The sequence below is a fragment of the Gracilibacillus kekensis genome (assembly GCF_900143085.1).
GTDB classification, from domain to species: domain Bacteria; phylum Bacillota; class Bacilli; order Bacillales; family Amphibacillaceae; genus Gracilibacillus; species Gracilibacillus kekensis.
Window position 1 is genome coordinate 326,422 of sequence record NZ_FRCZ01000002.1, and the last position, 19,329, is coordinate 345,750.

The window sequence follows — 19,329 nt, forward strand, 5'->3', positions numbered from 1 at the left end:
CTTTCATAGTTACATACCACCAAGAGCTTGTTGTAAATATGCTGATTGTTGATTGGCTTGTTGCATAGCTTTTTCCATTGCCGTAAATTGACTCCAATAACGATCTTCAACTTGAGTCAAGCGATCTTCAAAGCCTCTTATTTGATCTTCAAGATCTTCTAAATTTCGTCCAATTGTGAATTGTTCATTCGTATAGGTTGCACGACCAGCACGTTCATTTATACGATCCATGGTTTTGTTTACTGTATCTGTTAAACGACGCATGATGCCTTGCTCACCATATTCTTCACCGTCTCCACGAAATAGGTTCTCTACTGAATCTGGATCTTCTTCAATTGCTTCTTTTAATTTAGCCTCATTTATTTCTAACTTACCCCCATTTAAATAATTTGATGATGTAGTGATACCAAGTTCAGCTAATTGATTATATGCACCTGAGTCAGCATTATTAACGGGAGTATAAAAATCCCGACGCATATTTGTTAATCCACTTTCCAAAATACTATCATTTTTAAGAAGACCACTCTTTGCCATTTCTGTCCAATCTTCTTGTTGTGTGTCTGATAAGGTTTCTTTCTGATCATCTGTTAACGGATCATAGTCACGATAATATTCTTCATTCACTTTTGAATTTATCGAATCAATCAACGTATTGTATGTGTCCACAAACTTTTTAATATTTTCATAAACTGCTTCTGTGTCGTTAGATACGTTTATGGAAACAGGGCCCTCAGCCGCTGTAAAGGTTTGTTTTAAATTAAAAGTAACCCCATCTATTTGAAAATTGTTCGAAGTTCTTTGTGTTGATAAGCCATTCAGAGTGAACTCAGCATTATCCCCACCTGTTTCATTTGTTCCATCATTTGCCTCATCAAATTTTAGTACATTTGAAATAAACGAATCATTCGAGTCAATTATAATCTCGTTACCTGTTCCATTTGTATTAAAGTTACCTGTTTCAGTACGGTTTAGAGTTAATTGATCCGTATATGAATCATACATCATAGATAAGCCTACATCGGAGTTATTGACTTTACTAATCACTTGATTTAACGAGTCGTTTCCTCTAATTAAAAAGTCTCTGTGAGTCTGCCCATCTTTAGTATGTGCGCCCAATGAAAAAGAACCGTAATTTTGCTGATACTCAGCAGATATTGTTGCCCCTTCGCTAAGTTCATTATTAAAAGAGACAGAACCAGTATCTGTATTGATGGTACCAATAACATTACCACCATCTACTAAATCATAAGTATTACCATCTTTAGAGTTTACATCAATCGTATATGTGCCATTCGAATCGACTGAATCACTAATACTTAAACTAAAGCTATCAACATCAATAGACCTTCCACTCACTCTATAACTATCCGTAGCTTCCGTTAATACTTTATTATCTGTATTGAAACCGTCATGTGCATATTCTGCATTTACTTCATCGCCTTCTTGCAATACTCCAGTAGCAAATGTAAGTGTTTTATTTCCTTCGTCTAAAAGCACCTGGTTCTCACTCAAGTCAGCCTGGGTTACTCCTGTAACTACTTCATACCCTTCACCATTCATGCGAACATTTATTGCTTCAGCATCAATATTTCCAGAAGCATTTAATTGAATTGGATTTCCACTTGAATCTGCTGTAATGGATTCATTTTCAATAGCTCCCTGAGACCAAGTAATTCCAGTAGCTAATTTGCTGTTTTCGTTCCATAAACTTTTTGTTGGATCAATTTTATCAGTACCCGAAATAGCACCATCATTTTTAAGTTTAGCAGCAGTTGCTAATTTGCTGACTTCTGACATTTCATACGAAGTTTGACTTGCTGCACTAGAAGCAGTAGCAGTCAATACGTTTTCATTAGAAGATGATACTTGTCGTGACCGATAGCTTGTCGTTAATTTCATGTTAGTTAATGCAGAACGAAAATCAAGTAACAATGTATTCATTGACCGATAGTCATCACGTTTCCACTCTAATACTTGCTTTTCCTTTTCCATACTCTGAAGCGGCATACGTTCTGCTTTCATTAAGTCTTTAACCATGGACTCGATATCCATACCACTGGCCATACCAGTAACTCGCATCGCACTCATTGATATTCACGACCTTTTTTAGTTTGTTTATTTTATTATCGGACATTATTATCAAATCTTTAATAGCACTATAGTAGGGTATTAGAAAAAACACCTTACTTTTATAAAAACAGCTAATTTATTCGTTAAATACCTTAAATAAATTATAAAATATAAATTTTATTGCATCCTCTCAGCAGTTTTCGCTAACCTTTTTTTAAAGCCATCTACATTAGCAAAATCAGGTTGCCAGCCCATCAATTGTTTTACTTTTTGATTATCTACTCAAAGCCTTTCCACTTCACTTTTTTCCGGCCTTATACGTGTATCATCTGTTTTAATTGTAATTTCCTAATTCATCACTTCTGCAATTAACTCTACTGTTTGACCAATCGACACTTCGTAATTACTACCAATGTTAATGACTTCGCCAATTGCTTTATCACTATTCAACATAGCAACCAAACCATTTACCGTATCTTCTATATAATTAAAATCTCTTGTTGGATGGATAGAACCTAATTTTATTGTTTCTTTTCTAAATATGTTCCAATTGATGAGGGTCATCCATTACAAGGTCAATGACCTTATTCTGCTTCGAAAATAGGTGCGGATCAGTTAACGATGTCTTTTCATGCGTCGTTTGATACACCTGTTGCTATTATTAGACCATTCAATACTTATGGACCAAGGCAATCAGCAAGGGCAGTAATCCCTACGATCATTTCTCAAATCGCTAGTGAGCCGTACCATAAACTTCACTTGTGGATGTATGTACGACTTTTTGAATATCTAACACTCTTGCAGCTTGTACCACGTTTAGTTTTCACTCCTTATGAATCGCGAATATCACCACTAAACACTTCTATTTGATCGATAATCTCCTTTGGTGAATCTTCTAGCCATCCCCAAGAATTAAAGGAGTTATATTAAATGAAGGCTTTGACTTGATAACCTTGTTTAACTATGGTTTCCGTTAAGTGAGAGCCAATAAAACCATCTACGCCCGTTACTAGTATTTTATTCATAAATTTTATCATTCCTTCAGTTTTGCTAATGATTCTTCTAAATGTGGCTCAATAAAATCAATATGATTAGATACTTCATTAATAAAACTACCAAAATGTAGTTCGATCAACTGAAGTTTTTTTCCAATATTATTTACTAATTTTATATCTTTGGCGTCTTCTGATAGACGTTCTATTTGAACTCTCATCATTTGACTAACAATATTTTTATAATACATATTTTTCTTCATTTTTTTGAAATATTTATCAAATCTAATCAGTTTATTTTCTATTTGAATTGAATTGCTGCGCGGTATTTCATTGCATTGCTGTATTATCTCCAATAATTCCTTCGTTATTTTTCCCAATTCCATTTTACTCTTATAAAGCTGGTTTTTATACGATAAAACATCGAATTGAGCATTCTCCTGTTTTATATTATTCAACCAGTTGTTATCAACTTCTTTTTTGTTTAAATATTTTTGAATGACGTCTTCTAATCTAAGAAATACAGTGCCTTTGATCTTTGCACCATTTACAGTAGTATTATATACCTCAACGTTTGTAGTACTATTAATATATAATTCTAATTGTTTCCTCATTCTATCAAAGCCTTCTTCAGTATATACCGTTTCACCATTGACATTTTCTACAGAGATCAACTTATTATCATTTATCTCTCCACCATACTCTATACCGCTAGCATATGACTTATTATTATCATAAGCTAAATTTTGCCCTACTAATATAACTTTTCGAAAACCTAAATTGGCCAATAATTGGAAAGTGACTACTGCAATTGACGGAGCGTCAATTACTATTTCCAAATCTTCTTTTTCGTTTAACAGAAAAGGTGTAATGGTATCTTGGGATGTGATCATATGAAACATTTCACCTGGATAATCCTCAATTGTTTCATATCCTACAGTGCTTCCAAAAATTAATGGTATATCTCTGATTTGTTTTGCTTTAAGTTTTTCAAAAACAATTTGATTTCGTTCTGTTGGATCATAAGTACAAGCTGCATCTGGGTATATTCCATGTTCGATTAACGAATTTATGGATGAACCAACTGAAAAGATGTACGCTAATCCCTTTTCTTTTATCTTTCTTAAATTTTCATATTCAAAATCTAGACTAGGACCTGCTGATACAATAATTGCCGGTTTATCTTCAAATTGAGATTTATCAATATCTTTTAAGACGTTTGGTGTATTAATAATTTTCGGTAAATTTTTCACAGCATTTAACGTCCATCTTTTTTGAAAAGAAACATTTGTTACTAATGTGCTTTTTTTATTTTTTAAATGGTCAACCATATATTGATATAAATCATTTAATTCTTGTTTATATAATTTTTCATAAAATGGTAAGGTAAAAATTTGTAATTGATTATTATAGGTTTGTAATAATGTCCTTAACTCTTGGTTTATTGTTCGATTTGTTAATATCTTTATAGCTTCATTTCCAAAGAGTTCTTTGAGTGAAAGTGAACCTAAAATACTAGCTAATACTTCTTCACTTGGTTCATATACTGTGAAAGTTACATCTGGAAACTTTTCTTTTAAAGAAGTATAATGATATCCTAATCCTAAACCAAATAATAGGATATGTTTTTTACCTTCTTCTAGTTCAAATTGATCGACTAGTCTACTCATTTCTCGTATGGGATCATATTTACTATGCACATATTTAAAAACATTTCGATGAAACATTTTTAAGGTAAGCTCACCTGTTTTTGACTTTTCTATTTTAGTATCTTCACTATTAATTTCAACTCGATTTAAAATATTTAACAAATCACGATTGTGTAATCGTAGGTAGTTTTTATTATCAATTAGCATTTGGTCGACATCCTTCAGTATCGATAGTTGTTGTGATCAATTTATTAAGTTTTTCATATATAGATTTTATTTCATAATTAATAATATCAGCTATCAGTATTTCATCATTTCCTTCCACAGCTTCTGCTAATTCTCTTACGCCATTTTCTAAATCATGGTATATCTTTACGTAGTCATTCCAATTACTTGGTCGTTCTTTTAAAGAATCAATATTAAGTATCACATTATTTATCCAGTTCAATCCATCTGTGAAATTTTTAAATTGGTTCCAATCTTCTTGGGTTGGGGTTTGATAAAATTGATCAGCTAAGTGTTCTATCGCATTTATTCCGTGTTCTAAATAATTTTCAGCGGTTAATAGTGTGTCATTGACAAATTCACTTTTTGTTTTAGTAATTATCTGAATTTTTTCTATGTCATTTAAGTGTCGATCAATGTAATCTTCTATCTCAATATAAATAGGGTAATCATTAATTATAATATGACTAAGAATATTGCCATCCACTAATTTATCGATAGTTTCGATGATCCCTTGTTTTTTTTCAACCGTTTGTTTAATTATTTGTTCTTCATCATTTAAAATTATCTTCATAAGTACCTCCACCATTATAGGTTACTATGTATTATATCGGCATTCCAATTAAAAATTCAACACCACAAACAAAAAAAGGTTCTGGAAAATTCCAGAACCTTTTCATTTATTAACCTAATAATTGTAGTACTGCTTGTGGTTGTTGATTTGCTTGAGCTAGCATAGATTGTGATGCTTGTGATAGAATATTTGCTTTTGTCATATTCATCATTTCTTTTGCCATATCTACGTCACGGATACGAGATTCAGCAGCAGATAGGTTTTCAGATGAATTGTCTAGATTACTAATAGTATGCTCTAAACGATTTTGAACCGCACCAAGTTCAGAACGTTCTGCAGAAACTGTTTCAATTGCAGTATTAATAACTGTAATTGCACTATCAGCACCACTTTGTGAACTAATATCAAGACCTCCACCACCAGAACCACTTACTCCTAATCCAGATGCAGTCATCGAATTGATTTCAAGCGAAATATTTTGTCCAGAGTTTGCACCGATTTGGAATTTAAGAGCACTGCCTGATCCAGATAAATTTCCATTAAGTAATTCTTGCGTGTTAAATTCAGTATTGTTTGCAATACGATCAATTTCCTCAGTTAACGCATCAAGTTCTTTTTGTAACTCACCACGATCAGTAGCTGTGTTTGTATCGTTAGCAGACTGAACAGATAATTCACGCATACGTTGTAAGATTGAATGTGTTTCTTGTAATGCACCTTCAGCAGTTTGAATTAAAGAAATACCATCTTGTGCGTTACGGCTGGCTTGATCTAAACCGCGAATTTGTCCACGCATTTTCTCAGAAATTGCAAGGCCTGCTGCGTCATCTCCGGCACGGTTAATACGAAGACCTGAAGATAATTTCTCCATTGAAGATTGCATGTTGTTTTGGTTGATACCCATTTGACGATGTGTATTCATCGCTGGGATATTGTGATTAATAATCATAAGTATTGTTCCTCCTTGAGAATTGTAATTTTCCACATCCTTGTGGTGCATACTAATTAGTGAAAGCGGCCGCCAGTCACTTATTAGCTACTAATTATAATATCGGTGATATTTTCTAGATGTTTAGGACTTTTCATCATTTTTTTTTATTAAATCGATAATATTTGATGATAAATTAGCTGCATGACTATTTTCATCTTGTATGAGATCAAAGATTTCTTTTCGATGCACCTCCACATTCATAGGTGCACTTATTCCTAACTTTACTTGCTCACCATCCACTGCTATTACTTTTATTTCTATATCATTACCTATTTTAATCGCTTCATTTGCTTTCCTTGACAAAACAAGCATCTTATTCCCCCTCTTTCCTAGAGGTTTTTGTGAATATTTGCTCTCGTGTTGAATAAATAGAACCTGATATAATATATTGTTTACCTATTTTTTTCGATTGATTTATAACAAGTGGTGCATTTAAATTTGCTGTACTTAATTTCAAAGGTTCTTTAACGGTAACAATAGATAAAACTATTACCTCTTCTTTTTTGTTAATTTCTAGTTGATCAATTGTTGCTTGATTTATATCAATTTCAAAATTTTTCACAAATAAAAAAGGATCGATAACAATAAAGGCAGGATCCATTGCTCTTGTTGACTGAAGTACATTAAACAAACCATTTTCTTCAAAATTTAGCACTACAAATTCCTTTTCATCTTGGAATCCAGGAAGTCCATGAGGAAAATAAATCATTTGTTCTTGTTCGATATTCATTTCTCCAAAATACTTTGTCTTAATTTGCATAATCTCACCCTTCTAAATTTCCATTTCAAAATTGTTACCTACGTAGTTTACATTCACAAAATCAATATCTATCCATTTTTTTTGTTCGAGATAGTTTTCAACACCACCTCGTTGGTAATAAAATTGATTCTCTGTAGGTTCTACATTTATGATTGGTTGATTCGCTCTATTATTAATTTCTACTTTTGCAGGTTCATAGTCAAACTTCACACCATTACCAGAAGGTATCCATCCAATATTAAAGTTCTTAATTGGTTTATGACCATATTGTTTGGCGATTACTGCTAAAGGCTCTCCATCATTTTCAATTTTCATTAACATATCTCCTTGATGGCGTCTTTTTTTAGAACCCTCTATAGCATCTCGCATCGCTTCATTAGCATTTTTTTTAACTGATTGTTCTGTCGGAATTATCCCAACATCTGCAAGTGCTTTTGATTGGTCGATTGTTAATTTACCGGGGGTTGTCCTAATTTGAATGTCAGCTTGTGGCTGTTGTATTGTTTGTTTCGCTGCACCTGATTCAACGGTTAATTGTGCATTCTTTATTTGTAACCCTAATTTAGCGTCTTGTGATTGAATCCGTATTTGGGGTAATCTCATTTATTATTCTCTCCTTTGAGAAAAAGCCTCACCTTTTCTCAAAGGCAAGGCTTTTTAGTTAACGTAAGAAGTCTAATAATGATGGTTGTATTATGCGCGCACCCGCACTTAAAGCAGCACGATGAATTGATTCTTGTGATGTTAAGTTCATAATAACTTCCTCTATGTCAGCATCTTCATTTTTTGACATCATGTCTTTTGCAGTTACTTGCTGTTGTGTCAAACGATTTTCTACTAATTCTACCCGGCTTTGACGAGCACCCAAGTCTGCACGAGCATTCACATTATTATCAATGTGTGTGTCTATCACGCCAATATAGTCTCCAATTGCCTCATCATCTGTTCCATTTTTTAATTCATTAGAAAAATTAGTTATATCAGTGAAAATACTTGTATCAAAAAATTCACTAGGGTTCACATTAACTTGTACCTTATTACCATCAGATACTTCTATTCGTACAGGATCATTATTATTCGGAGCGTTATTATTTGAACCATCTGCAGCTATTTCATATGGCGGTTCATAATCACCGGTTGCATTTTCCACTCCTGTCGTACCTGCCCCATTAAATAAATACTTATTGTTCACTTTTGAATTAGCGAGATCTTCCAAATGACTTCGCAACTGATCTACTTCTTCTGCCATATTTTCTCTTTGTTCTTCTTCATATGTGCCATTAGCACCTTGGACTGCTATTTCTCTTAAACGTTCAAGTACATCATTTGCTTTATCTAGTGCATTATCCGAATTATCCATCCAATTATGAACTTCACCTAAGTTTCGTTCATATTGTTCGACATTACTAACCATGGAGCGATAATTCATACCTTTCATTGCTACTACCGGATCATCAGACGGTCGGTTGATTTTTTTACCTGTAGATAATTGATCCATATATTTACCTAAGCTTTGATAACTGTTACTTAAATTACGTAAAGAATTATGGCTTAACATACCTTGAGTTACACGCATTTTAGTTTACTTACCTCCCTACTAGTCCCATATTATTTATAATTCGATCTAACATTTCATCTACTGCGGTCATATTACGTGCCGCAGCATTGTACGCATGCTGATATTGGATTAAGTTTGTCATTTCTTCATCTAAGGAAACAGAGCTGATTGATTGTCTGTTTTCCTGAACTTGTTGTTTTAATACTTCAGAGTTACTTTGCATACGATTAGCCTCTTCTGCATTTACGCCCATTTTTCCAATCACTGATTCATAATATCCTTTAATCGATGAGTCACCATTTATGACTCCTGCTTCAGTATATACATTAGACAAGTCAACGGCATTCTCTCCATCACCTTGGGCATCCGTATTACCTGCCGCAATATCAAATTCATCGTCAATTGCTACTTCAATTGTACTTGCTGAAGAACCACTAAAGAAATTAATATTTTGATCACCGTTATATGAGTAACCAGTTTGGTGTACTGCATTAAATTCATTAATAAAGTTTTCTGCTAAGGTATCAAGATCAGTTAGCATCTGCTTATATTCCCCTACAGCATTACCACCATCCGTATAGCCTACACCTTCTATTAATGCTTTTAATTTTCCATTTACATTATAATCTTCAGGATCAAAATTATTTGTTCCAATAGAAATTTGATCTACATCACCAGTAGTATTATCTGTAGAGACAGTAAAATGATTAACATCACCAGTAGCCCCATCAATTAATTTTACTTCACTTGATAAACCTTCTGTAATTTTAATTGTCACATTTCCTTGTGCAAGGGGACTAGGGTTCCCACCGGCAGGTTCATAGCTAACCTCTATGTCTGCGTATTCTGATAATTCATCTATCAACTTATCTCTTTTATCATATAAGTCATTGGGAACATATCCATGTGGTTCAATCTTTTCAATCTGACCATTAAGTTGACTAATTTGATCAATTAATGAATTCACTTCTGTATTGTCCACTGAGATTTCATTTCTTAAATTATCTCGTACCCCTTCTAAAGAACTATTCAAGTATTGAAATGTTTCAGCTACTGATTTCCCGCGTTCTAATACTACAGAACGCGCTCCAGAATCTTCAGGATTGACTGACAAGTCTTCTAATGACTCCCAGAACTGATCCATTGTTTTTGCCAGTCCTTCATCAGAAGGTTCATTTAAAATGTCCTCCATTTGACTCATCATTTCTGCTTTAGATGTATAATATCCTACCTTTGTGTTTTCCTGTCTATATTGCTTATCAATAAAACTATCACGAATCCGCTCGACAGATCCAACTTCTACCCCACTACCAACCTGTCCAGGTATTTCTGGTCTGTTTCGCGATGCTGGCGGGTACGGAGAACTCGCTTGCATATTGACACGCTGTCTTGTGTACCCTTCTGTATTCGCATTTGATATGTTGTGACCTGTTGTATATAATGCCGCTTGTTGTGTATGTAAAGCACGTTTGGCGACTTCTAAACCGTTAAAAGTTGATGCCATTGAGATATTCCTCCTAATTTAAGCTCTTGAATCAAAAGCTGAACGTTTTGATACAGCGTCTGCGGATTGTTGTTTAGACTTGCCATAGTTGATATTTTTCATTGATGGCTGCATCATATCTAGTGTTATCTGCACGAATTGCATGGATTGCTGGGTTAACTGTTTATTTAAATCTTCTTGCATGCGTAGTTCCATTAATTGTTCAGCAAGTTTTAAGGTAACTTTCTCTAATTCCTGTTGATCCGTTCCAGTTGTAAAGTCTTCAATAATTGATGATACTGTGATAGCTTCTGGATCAAGATTGTTTTCATTGGCCCAGCTTGCAACTGCTTCGATTCTTTTTTGTTCGATTTGGTTAATCGCTTTTACGTGTTTTTGCTCTTGCACTAATAATTTTTGCAGAGCATCTATTTTATTCTCTTTTAAAATTTCGGTTTTATTACGTGAAACCTGCAGTAAGCTATCATGTAACTCAATTAATTTAGTAAGATGTTTTATAATGTTCTGAACGGACATAAACGCCTGCTCCTTTTTCTTTCAATTATACTTTCCAGAAATTCAAAATCTTTTTCGCTGTTTCTTGAGTATTGACATTATACTCACCATTATCCACCTGTTGTTTAATCTCATTAACATATGTTTGGCGAGCGTCTTTTTGTTGCATTTTTAAAGCTTTATCGGATATTTCCAGCTGATCTGGCTTATGGGCTCCGCCAGTCGATTTTGCATCGTTTTTTTGTATGTTTTTCTGGTTGTGATAAGGGTTGATATTTGAATGGTTGGGTCCATATATTTTCAAGACCTTTCACCTCTTTCCTTTGTTCGCACGTAGTGATTTATCTATTATATCGGACGATTGCAATAAATGTTTAATAATTCTTTTAGTATATCTGACTGTAGTGATAATGAGAAGAGGTCGAAAGTATTAGAATGACCTTGCTTTGACAAAAAAAATCCCCTAAATCATTTAGGGGAACATAAAGTTATTATTTTGTAAAGTAGGTACGCACCTTGTTTTTTTCATTATCATTGCGTCGTTTAATTCGTTCCAGTTCTTGCTCATGACGTAAATCTGAAGAGATATCAGAAGTACAACCTTCACATAATTTCCCCTGTGCAATAGGTTCACCGCAACGCTCACATGGAAAGCTTAAATTCGGAAACTGTGTCGAACGTAATCTATTATCTTTGACGAACTGTAGTATAATGTCCTCTCTCACTTCTGTTGCCTCTACAATTTCTGGGATGGTTGCCTGTCGATTTTCACGCTTCTTTAAAAAGTTATAGACGATTTGAAATAGTTTTTCGTCTTCCTTTACACATTCTGGACAGACCACTTTAGTTGTTTTAACAAAAACTTTATCACATCTAGCGCAATTTGCTAATTCGCTCATCATTAACACCCCTCTTTATCTATTTTTGTTCTATTATATCATAATTAGATAGGTTGATAGAACTATCTAATTAATGTAAAGCTGTAGATATTTGCGGATCCTGCACCTTTTAATACTTTGGCTGCATGATGAATTGTCATACCCGTTGTATATATATCATCGACAAGAAGGATGTCGGTTTGAAGCGATTTTGTTAATCGAAATGGATTTTTTGTGGCCATCCGTTCTTTTCTCGATTTTTTGGACTGTTTTTCTGATAGCTCTGAATTTCTCTCTAATGCTTGTACAATTGGCATTTTCGTCTTCATTGCAATAATTTCAGCGATTGCTAATGATAGATTAAATGCTCGTTCGTACAATCTCTCTCTGGTTAACGGTATAGGGACAATTGTCAGAGATTTACTTTGATAAAGTTCTGAGATTTTTTCGAAAATATCCTTCTCGAAAATAGAAATTAAGTGATAATCGCCTCGATATTTCCATTGCGAGACAACCTCCTGCATAAACGAAGTGTATTGGTAAATGGACCGGTTATATATGAGGACAGATTGATAATCATTGCTATTTAACCATTGCTGACAATCAGGACAAAGACTTTCATTACTCGATCTCCCGCATTTATTACAAATCTCATCCGCTATTTTTTGAAGTTCGGATCTGCAACCCTGACATAAATGATTGGTGTGAACTGGATGTAAAAGTGTAGACCATGTTACTGGTTGATCGATCACCTCCTGGCAATAGAGACAATTCATAGATTAGCCCCCTTCCTGTTCATCATTTTAATTTGCGCAATGGCTTGCTCGATGGCATTTGTTTTTCCTTGATGGATCAGCACTACTTCACCTGTCGGATCTTCTGGACTTCTCCCTGCTCTCCCGGCAATTTGGACTAAGGCTGCTTCATCAAAAACACCATGACCTGCATCAAGTACCACAACATCAACTGAAGGGAATGTTACACCACGTTCTAAAATCGTAGTGGTAACAAGAATGTCTAATTTTTTTTGACGAAAATCCAGAACTTTCTCTTTTCTATCGGGATCTCCTGCATGAACAGACACCGCATTTAGTAGAGTAGATGCTTTATCCAAAATTGCAATACTAGGAACAAAAATCAATAACTGGCGTATGTTTGGACGATTATCCATAAACTGTTGAAGTGCATTCGGCGTGTTTCCTCGTTCTAGCTTTTTCTTTAAATTCCACTCGATTTGCGGTTGAGGTATTGGTAAGGGATGGCCATGGTAACGGACCGGAATAAAAATGGTGGGTAGCTTCTTTTTAGTGATTTGCTTTTGCTGGCTCGGTCTCGGGGTTGCTGTTAAGTAGATTTTACTGGCAACTTTTTTGCATGCTCTGTTTGCCAAAAAAGGAAGTGTTGAATCGTGGTGAAAGGGGAAGGCATCAATTTCATCAATAATCATTAGGTCAAAAGCCTCTTGATAGCGGATTAATTGGTGTGTGGTACTGATGACTAGTTGACCTGTGCCGGTTCGGTCAGGGGAATCAGCATATAAAGCTTCGATTGCAGTCTGAGGAAAAGCCTGGTGCATTCTCGGGAAAAGTTCTCTTACAACATCCGCTCTAGGTGTTGCAATACCTATCCGCAGATTATCCTTAATTGCAGCTTCGATAACTGGAAAAAGCATTTCTGTTTTTCCTGATCCACAAACGGCCCATACTAATTGTTCTGGCTGACGGGACTCTAAAGCATTTTTTAATGTTTCTGCTGCCTGTCGTTGATGTTTGGTTAAGGTGCCTTTCCAGTTACAAGGTTTTATTTGTTTTGGCCATGTCGGTGGATCACCCGCCCAGATAGTGAGGTTTTCACATGCTAACACTCTGCCGGTTGCGATACAATGTCGACAATAAACATGTCGGTTATGACATCGGGCACATGGCAAATTGGCAAATAATGATTGTTTACTATTGCCACAACGCAAACATTGGTATCGATTGTATTTTTGTTTAATACTCGGGAGTTGTGAGATCTGATTGGTCCGTTGTAAATAAGCTATTGTAGGTATACTAAGTGGAATTTCCTGAGGTAACAAAAGTTTTCCAGCGAGGACATCGGTAAAATTCATCAACTTCCCCCTTTTTTTTGGGTACAAAGGCGGGAAAACCCACCTTTCTATTTTTTATACCAGCCAAGGCCAAGTGCTCCTTCACCCAAGTGGGTTCCAATAACCGGGCCAAAATAACTGACACATACATCAACATTGTCAAAACGAGATTCTAACTGGTGTTTTAATTCCACTGCTTCCGCTTCTCGGTTGGCATGAATAACCGTAGCTTTAATTGGTGAGCCAATGGATGCATCTTCTTCAAATAATTGAAAAATGCGCTTTAATGCCTTTTTCTTCGTTCTAATCTTTTCATATGGAACAATTTTCGTATCTTCAAAATGAAGAATCGGTTTGACTTGAAGCATACTACCAATCAATGCTTGGGCACCATTTAAACGGCCACCACGATGAAGATGTGTTAAGTCATCGGCCATAAAATATGCTCTTAGTGATGTTTTCATTTGATGGAGCCTTTTCATTATCGATTCGGCTTCCAGACCATTATTGGCCATTTCGGCAGCTTCTAATACATAAAAGCCTTGTGCCATACAACTGATTTCAGAGTCGAATGGAAATACTTCCACTTCTTCTACCATTGCCTGAGCAGTCACGACAGATTGAAAAGTACCGCTAATTCCACTTGATAATGTGATAAAGATGATTTGCTCGTAGTCTTTTGCTAACGCTTTTAACTTTTCGGTGATGATACCGATCGATGGTTGCGATGTTTTCGGTAATTGTTCTACTTCTTTAACTTTTGGGTAAAATCCTTCTGTTGTAATGTCGATTTCTTCCTGATAAGATTCGGTACCAAAGACTACATTTAGTGGGACCATATGTATATTCATTTCATTTCTTTGTGATTCTGATATATATGCGGTACTATCGGTAATAATAGCTACTGTCATGTTTTTATCGTACCTTTCTACTTTTATATTGGATATGCTTATTATATTCTACCTAATATTGTGTAGTTTGCATAGTCCAAACTAATAGGAGTAATTACGAAAAACTAGAAAGGCCAACCCGGTCTTTTAATAGTAATTTTGGAATGGGTTATAGCTTTAAAACACGCTACGGCTTGCCCACTTCGCTTTCCAAGGGACGTGTCTTCAGCTAACTTTTTTGAACGGTTTGTGCTCGAAAAAGTTAGCTGAAGAGAAAACGCCATGGAAAGGGAAGTGGACAGCCGAAGCGATGGATTAATAGTAACTATATTTCAAAATAGTTACATTGAAAAAGCGTTGATACCGCGGATTATATACTTTCTTTACTCATAAAAAAAGCCCCTTTTCAGGGACTTTTTTTTATAATATTTCAACCCAGCCTTTTTTAATAGAAATAACAACTGCCTGGGTACGGTCTTTTACTTTCATTTTTTGTAAAATACTACTCACATGGTTTTTTACTGTCTTTTCACTAATATACAGTGATTCAGAAATACCTTTGTTACTTTTGCCTTCTGCTAACAATTGTAATACCTGGCATTCACGTCTAGTTAAAAGGTGTAGCGGTTTACGGTGCTCAATATCTTTTAATCTGGATAACGTGTTGTCCGAATCATATAAAGCATCTTCCTCTGATACAAGTCTTCGATATTCTTTCACAAGATTATGAGTGACCTTTGGATGAAGATAAGAACCACCTTCAGATACTACTGAAATAGCATCAATTAAAGCGTCTGAGTCCATCTCTTTTAAAAGATAACCTTGTGCACCTGATTTCAAAGCGTGCGTCACATAGTTTTCGTCGTCATGAATCGACAAAATAATTACTTTAACTCCAGGATATTTTTCTAATAATTCAGCAGTAGCTTCTACCCCATTTACTCCAGGCATATTAATATCCATTAGCACTACATCGGGTTTATATTTTTTTACTAGATCTATTGCTGCTGAACCATCATCACCCTCAGCTAATACGTTAAAACCATCTTCCAATTCTAAAATTCTTTTTACACCTTCACGAAACAACTTGTGGTCGTCGATTAATACAATATTGGTTGTCATAGTTAAAATCCTCCTACATATTTTGATTAGTTTTTGCTCCATCTGCGATTACTTTTGTTGTATTATTTCTATCTGCTTACTTGTTCATCATCCCTACTATTATACCTAATTTTTGTTAATTTGCATGAATATTTTCTTGGTTTAATGGAATTTTAAAGAAAACTTGTGTACCCTCTCCTACTATACTATTGATTCTAACGTCTCCTCCAAGCATTTCAATACGTTCCTGCATCCCTATTATACCAAAAGATTTTTCTTTTTTCTGAGATTGATCAAATCCCTTGCCGTTATCAGAAATGCCAACGAAAATCCTATCACAAGTGATATCCAAATTGACCTTAATTTCACTTGCCTCTGCATGTTTGATTGCATTTTGGATTGATTCCTGGATTAGACGGAATAAAGCGACTTCGTATTGACTATCTAATCGTTGATCAAATGATTTATAGCTGAAATGTATATTTGGATGTTGATCTTCTAACGTCGAAATATATTTTTTAATAGTTGGAATTAATCCAAGGTCATCCAATGCCATCGGTCTTAGATCATAAATAATACGTCTCACTTCATGTAACGAATCCCGAACCAGCTTTCGAACACCACGCATTTCCTGAACCGCATTATCGATATCTCCTTTTTTGTAAGTGCGATCAATGATTTCGGACCGCAACATAATATTAGCTAACATCTGTGCAGGTCCATCATGCATTTCTCTTGATAAGCGTCTTCGTTCTTCTTCTTGAGCTTCAATAATTTTCAAACCAAATTGTTGTTTTTCCTGGGCATCATGGATCAAATCGGTTACTTGCTTAAAATCTTCACTAAGATAATTAAGTACAATTGATATTTTACCAACCAATCCTTCCGCACGTTCTACCATTTGTTCAATGGATTTTAATCGTAACTCAATCTCATCTCTTCGTTCCCGTAAATTTTTCTCTTTTTTACGTGTGACAACTAGCTCTGTTTGAAGGTGATGGGCATGGTCATATACTTTCCTTATTTCCGCCTCAGAATATTGATGAAAATTCTTACTAACCGTGGAAAGTTTTTGCCTGGCTAGCTTGGCATTCTTATCTAATTGATCTCCTTCGTCGATGACGATAGCAACTTCCTCTTTTAAAATAGCAAGTTCCTTACTTAGATTCTCATGTTCTTTACGAGAATCTTCAGCAATTTGAAAGACTTCATCTTTGCTGTTTTTTACTGTATCTATCATCTCTTCTATTATATAATTTAATGTACGGTCATTATTTCCCATATATAAAAACCCTCACTATCTAGTGTCATTCATACGATACGAAATATGTAGTTCTTTTTTAGGGGGTGGTTTTAATATTCTTTATTCCCTATTACATTTATTTTACACTTGTTGTTTTTAAGAATACAACTTTAATCCCAAATTGAAGGAGATTTTTTTATGTTGGAACGATATTTTACAGTTAAAGCCGAAGGATCTGATCAACTGATTATTCAGAAATCGCGTTTTATTGGTTATGTAAAACGGGTGAGCTCTGAGCAAGAGGCTCAGGACTTCATCCAGGCAATTAAAAAGAAACATGCCGATGCCAATCATAATTGCTCTGCCTATATGATCGGTGAACATGATCAAATCCAAAAGGCAAACGATGATGGGGAACCTAGTGGTACAGCAGGCGTTCCTATAATGGAAGTATTAAAAAAAAGGGAATTAAAAGACACTGTCGTTGTAATAACTCGTTATTTTGGAGGAACGAAACTTGGAGCAGGAGGTTTAATTCGTGCTTATTCGAGTACAACAACATTAACTATTAATACTACTGGAGTAGTGGAAAGAAAAAGAATGCAAACCTTCCATGTCAAGGTTGACTATACCATGCTAGGTAAAATCGAAAACGAACTGCGAAATTCAAATTATTTGTTAGAAAACATCGAATATTTAGATAATGTGACAATGGATGTTCGAGTTCTTATCGGGGAGGAAGATATCTTTAATGATTGGATAACAGATTTAACGAGTGGTACGGCAGATTTAACGACAGGTGAAGAATCTTACATAGAACTAGACGTTTAAGCTATTTCCCAGGAAATATTGCAACTGGAATATAGGAGACTTCAGGACGAAGCTCTTATATTCCAGTTGTTTTGCATTTCATAATGTTATTAGTTTATGACCAGTATTTTAGTGTTTGTTTATTCTTGAGATACATACACTTTCATAAAGAGTTCTATAGAAAGTTAGTGACGTGATAAATTTTCTTGAATAGTTGAAACTTTCGCTTGTTTAATCTCGTTTGTTAATTTTTTAATAAAATCTTGAGAGTTATCGATTTGTTTTCTTTCCGTTTGATCTAACATTTTTTGAAGAATCGATCGATATATATCCTGCTCTGTCAACTATCTCAGCCCCTTTTGCTATCCTTATATTAAAATATGAAGTTGCCTCTATTTTCGTAACTTGTTAGATTTGTTATTTTTTCGAAAGATGAACAGTATCAACATAACAGCTAATAATGCACCGAAGCCGTCTAGAAGAACATCTCCAATGTACGGTGTGCGATTAGGTGTCCATCCCTGGTGCCATTCATCAAATATAGCGTACAGTAAAGTTGCAGAAAATGCAAAAATACTTGAAGTTCTGTGATTACTATATTTACTTGTTTGCCGAATTGCAAGATAAAACCAGATACACAACACCATAAAAACCCCAACATGTGCACCTTTACGAATGAAAAATTCGATAAATCCAGCCAAACCTAATTGATCTACACTCACGACTGATTGATTATAAGTAAATGTGATTGATTGTAAATAAGGTTCTAAAAAAGATAGATTGATATAATCTGATAAAAAAGGTTTAATATCCTGCTCCTGGTATGGCTGATCGGATGAATAATAGATAATTGCCATCCATAGAATTGGAAGTAACCAATACCCTATTTTCTTCATCTTAAAACTCCTCTATCCAAAAATTTAATTTTTCGCTATGTACTGTTTACTATTATTCTCAAAACCTATTATGACATGATCAACCATCGCTATCCATTTTTTAGTTACAAAAGCCTTTGAACAAACAAAAATAGCCAGCTCCTACTTTCCAGTCGCCGACTATACAATCTATAATTCAAATCTCTATTGATTTTGTTTCCACTTATTAAATTCCAGAAATTCTTTAAATTCTTGTTTGGAGACCCCGGAGTTCATTGCATCTTCCGCAAGTCGTAACCATTCATCATCTAAATTTTCTTTAATTTCTTCATCAGATTGTGACATTAACAACTCATTCACAGATACACCTAATACTTTTCCAACCTTCTCCATAAATTGAATAGAAGGATTTGATTGAATTCCACGTTCAATGGAACTTAAATACGATTTGGCGACTCCTGCTTGTTCTGCAACTTCTGATAATGACATACGCTTTCTTTTCCTTAACTCTTGAATCTTGGGACCAATCACAACAATTCACCTTCTTTCTTAATAACGATTTTTATTATATCATATTATACATATTCGTTCTATATAAAGTTACGACTTTTTGTCGAAATATGCA

At 34.7% G+C, this 19,329-nt stretch carries 24 protein-coding genes; 2 read left to right on the top strand and 22 right to left on the bottom strand.

The features are described from left to right. Positions 1 to 9: 9 nt before the first annotated feature. Positions 10 to 2,088: a flagellar filament capping protein FliD gene (fliD, locus tag BUC25_RS07085; RefSeq protein WP_244535150.1), complete on the bottom strand. Its 2,079-nt coding sequence runs from the start codon at positions 2,086 to 2,088 to the stop codon at positions 10 to 12. 330 nt (positions 2,089 to 2,418) lie between these two features. Further along, positions 2,419 to 2,634, bottom strand: coding sequence for a GDP-mannose 4,6-dehydratase (locus tag BUC25_RS19855; RefSeq protein WP_073201139.1), 216 nt, complete (start codon positions 2,632 to 2,634; stop codon positions 2,419 to 2,421). Between the two features lie 57 nt (positions 2,635 to 2,691). Here BUC25_RS19855 and BUC25_RS19860 point away from each other — a divergent pair, with 57 nt between their 5' ends. Further along, positions 2,692 to 2,940 carry an NAD-dependent epimerase/dehydratase family protein gene (locus tag BUC25_RS19860; protein ID WP_425292869.1) on the top strand — a complete coding sequence of 83 codons (249 nt, stop codon included), beginning with the start codon at positions 2,692 to 2,694 and terminating at the stop codon, positions 2,938 to 2,940. Between the two features lie 56 nt (positions 2,941 to 2,996). Here BUC25_RS19860 and BUC25_RS19865 read toward each other — a convergent pair whose 3' ends face one another. The 17 genes from BUC25_RS19865 to BUC25_RS07180 form a co-directional block, all read right to left on the bottom strand. After that, on the bottom strand, positions 2,997 to 3,107 hold the full coding sequence (locus BUC25_RS19865; RefSeq protein ID WP_073201141.1) for a GDP-mannose 4,6-dehydratase: 111 nt from the start codon (positions 3,105 to 3,107) through the stop codon (positions 2,997 to 2,999). Further along, positions 3,104 to 4,918 (bottom strand): motility associated factor glycosyltransferase family protein, encoded by a 1,815-nt coding sequence (locus BUC25_RS07105; protein ID WP_073201144.1) that lies wholly within the window; start codon positions 4,916 to 4,918, stop codon positions 3,104 to 3,106. The genes BUC25_RS19865 and BUC25_RS07105 overlap by 4 nt, the downstream gene beginning before the upstream one ends. Then, complete coding sequence (locus BUC25_RS07110) at positions 4,908 to 5,525, bottom strand: DUF8042 domain-containing protein (RefSeq protein WP_139251788.1); 618 nt, start codon at positions 5,523 to 5,525, stop codon at positions 4,908 to 4,910. The genes BUC25_RS07105 and BUC25_RS07110 overlap by 11 nt, the downstream gene beginning before the upstream one ends. Positions 5,526 to 5,619: 94 nt before the next feature. Beyond that, positions 5,620 to 6,459 (bottom strand): flagellin Hag, encoded by an 840-nt coding sequence (gene hag, locus BUC25_RS07115; protein ID WP_073201148.1) that lies wholly within the window; start codon positions 6,457 to 6,459, stop codon positions 5,620 to 5,622. Positions 6,460 to 6,582: 123 nt separating this feature from the next. Further along, positions 6,583 to 6,813 (bottom strand): carbon storage regulator CsrA, encoded by a 231-nt coding sequence (gene csrA, locus BUC25_RS07120; protein ID WP_073201151.1) that lies wholly within the window; start codon positions 6,811 to 6,813, stop codon positions 6,583 to 6,585. A 1-nt stretch (position 6,814) separates the two neighbouring features. Further along, positions 6,815 to 7,261 carry a flagellar assembly protein FliW gene (gene fliW / locus BUC25_RS07125; protein WP_084543399.1) on the bottom strand — a complete coding sequence of 149 codons (447 nt, stop codon included), beginning with the start codon at positions 7,259 to 7,261 and terminating at the stop codon, positions 6,815 to 6,817. Between the two features lie 12 nt (positions 7,262 to 7,273). Continuing rightward, positions 7,274 to 7,864 (bottom strand): DUF6470 family protein, encoded by a 591-nt coding sequence (locus BUC25_RS07130; RefSeq protein ID WP_073201155.1) that lies wholly within the window; start codon positions 7,862 to 7,864, stop codon positions 7,274 to 7,276. 58 nt (positions 7,865 to 7,922) lie between these two features. Next, positions 7,923 to 8,837, bottom strand: coding sequence for a flagellar hook-associated protein FlgL (gene flgL, locus BUC25_RS07135; RefSeq protein WP_073201157.1), 915 nt, complete (start codon positions 8,835 to 8,837; stop codon positions 7,923 to 7,925). Positions 8,838 to 8,847: 10 nt separating this feature from the next. Further along, positions 8,848 to 10,323, bottom strand: a complete 1,476-nt coding sequence (gene flgK, locus BUC25_RS07140) for a flagellar hook-associated protein FlgK (protein WP_073201160.1) — start codon at positions 10,321 to 10,323, stop codon at positions 8,848 to 8,850. An 18-nt stretch (positions 10,324 to 10,341) separates the two neighbouring features. Next, positions 10,342 to 10,839, bottom strand: coding sequence for a flagellar protein FlgN (locus BUC25_RS07145; protein ID WP_073201161.1), 498 nt, complete (start codon positions 10,837 to 10,839; stop codon positions 10,342 to 10,344). Positions 10,840 to 10,864: 25 nt separating this feature from the next. Beyond that, positions 10,865 to 11,122 (bottom strand): flagellar biosynthesis anti-sigma factor FlgM, encoded by a 258-nt coding sequence (gene flgM, locus BUC25_RS07150; protein ID WP_073201163.1) that lies wholly within the window; start codon positions 11,120 to 11,122, stop codon positions 10,865 to 10,867. A 187-nt stretch (positions 11,123 to 11,309) separates the two neighbouring features. Continuing rightward, complete coding sequence (locus BUC25_RS07155) at positions 11,310 to 11,717, bottom strand: TIGR03826 family flagellar region protein (RefSeq protein ID WP_073201165.1); 408 nt, start codon at positions 11,715 to 11,717, stop codon at positions 11,310 to 11,312. Between the two features lie 62 nt (positions 11,718 to 11,779). Then, positions 11,780 to 12,472 (bottom strand): ComFC family protein, encoded by a 693-nt coding sequence (locus BUC25_RS07160; RefSeq protein WP_073201167.1) that lies wholly within the window; start codon positions 12,470 to 12,472, stop codon positions 11,780 to 11,782. Continuing rightward, on the bottom strand, positions 12,469 to 13,806 hold the full coding sequence (locus BUC25_RS07165; protein WP_073201169.1) for an ATP-dependent helicase ComFA: 1,338 nt from the start codon (positions 13,804 to 13,806) through the stop codon (positions 12,469 to 12,471). Before BUC25_RS07165 ends, BUC25_RS07160 begins: the two co-directional genes overlap by 4 nt. A gap of 47 nt (positions 13,807 to 13,853) precedes the next feature. Next, on the bottom strand, positions 13,854 to 14,696 hold the full coding sequence (locus BUC25_RS07170) for a DegV family protein (protein ID WP_073201171.1): 843 nt from the start codon (positions 14,694 to 14,696) through the stop codon (positions 13,854 to 13,856). A 399-nt stretch (positions 14,697 to 15,095) separates the two neighbouring features. Then, the gene (locus tag BUC25_RS07175; protein ID WP_073201173.1) at positions 15,096 to 15,797 is read right to left on the bottom strand and encodes a response regulator transcription factor; all 702 of its coding nucleotides are present in this window, start codon (positions 15,795 to 15,797) and stop codon (positions 15,096 to 15,098) included. Positions 15,798 to 15,912: 115 nt separating this feature from the next. After that, positions 15,913 to 17,058 (bottom strand): sensor histidine kinase, encoded by a 1,146-nt coding sequence (locus BUC25_RS07180; RefSeq protein ID WP_073201175.1) that lies wholly within the window; start codon positions 17,056 to 17,058, stop codon positions 15,913 to 15,915. A gap of 159 nt (positions 17,059 to 17,217) precedes the next feature. Here BUC25_RS07180 and BUC25_RS07185 point away from each other — a divergent pair, with 159 nt between their 5' ends. Continuing rightward, the gene (locus tag BUC25_RS07185; RefSeq protein ID WP_073201178.1) at positions 17,218 to 17,850 is read left to right on the top strand and encodes a YigZ family protein; all 633 of its coding nucleotides are present in this window, start codon (positions 17,218 to 17,220) and stop codon (positions 17,848 to 17,850) included. A 164-nt stretch (positions 17,851 to 18,014) separates the two neighbouring features. Here the strand turns inward: BUC25_RS07185 and BUC25_RS19320 are convergent, their stop codons facing one another. The 3 genes from BUC25_RS19320 to BUC25_RS07195 all read right to left on the bottom strand — a co-directional run bounded on the left by BUC25_RS19320 (position 18,015) and on the right by BUC25_RS07195 (position 19,235). Beyond that, positions 18,015 to 18,173, bottom strand: a complete 159-nt coding sequence (locus BUC25_RS19320; RefSeq protein ID WP_170862659.1) for a hypothetical protein — start codon at positions 18,171 to 18,173, stop codon at positions 18,015 to 18,017. A 48-nt stretch (positions 18,174 to 18,221) separates the two neighbouring features. Further along, entirely contained in the window at positions 18,222 to 18,725 is a 504-nt protein-coding gene (locus BUC25_RS07190) for a VanZ family protein (RefSeq protein ID WP_073201180.1), read from the bottom strand. Positions 18,726 to 18,908: 183 nt separating this feature from the next. Next, complete coding sequence (locus BUC25_RS07195; RefSeq protein WP_073201182.1) at positions 18,909 to 19,235, bottom strand: helix-turn-helix domain-containing protein; 327 nt, start codon at positions 19,233 to 19,235, stop codon at positions 18,909 to 18,911. Positions 19,236 to 19,329 lie beyond the last annotated feature (94 nt).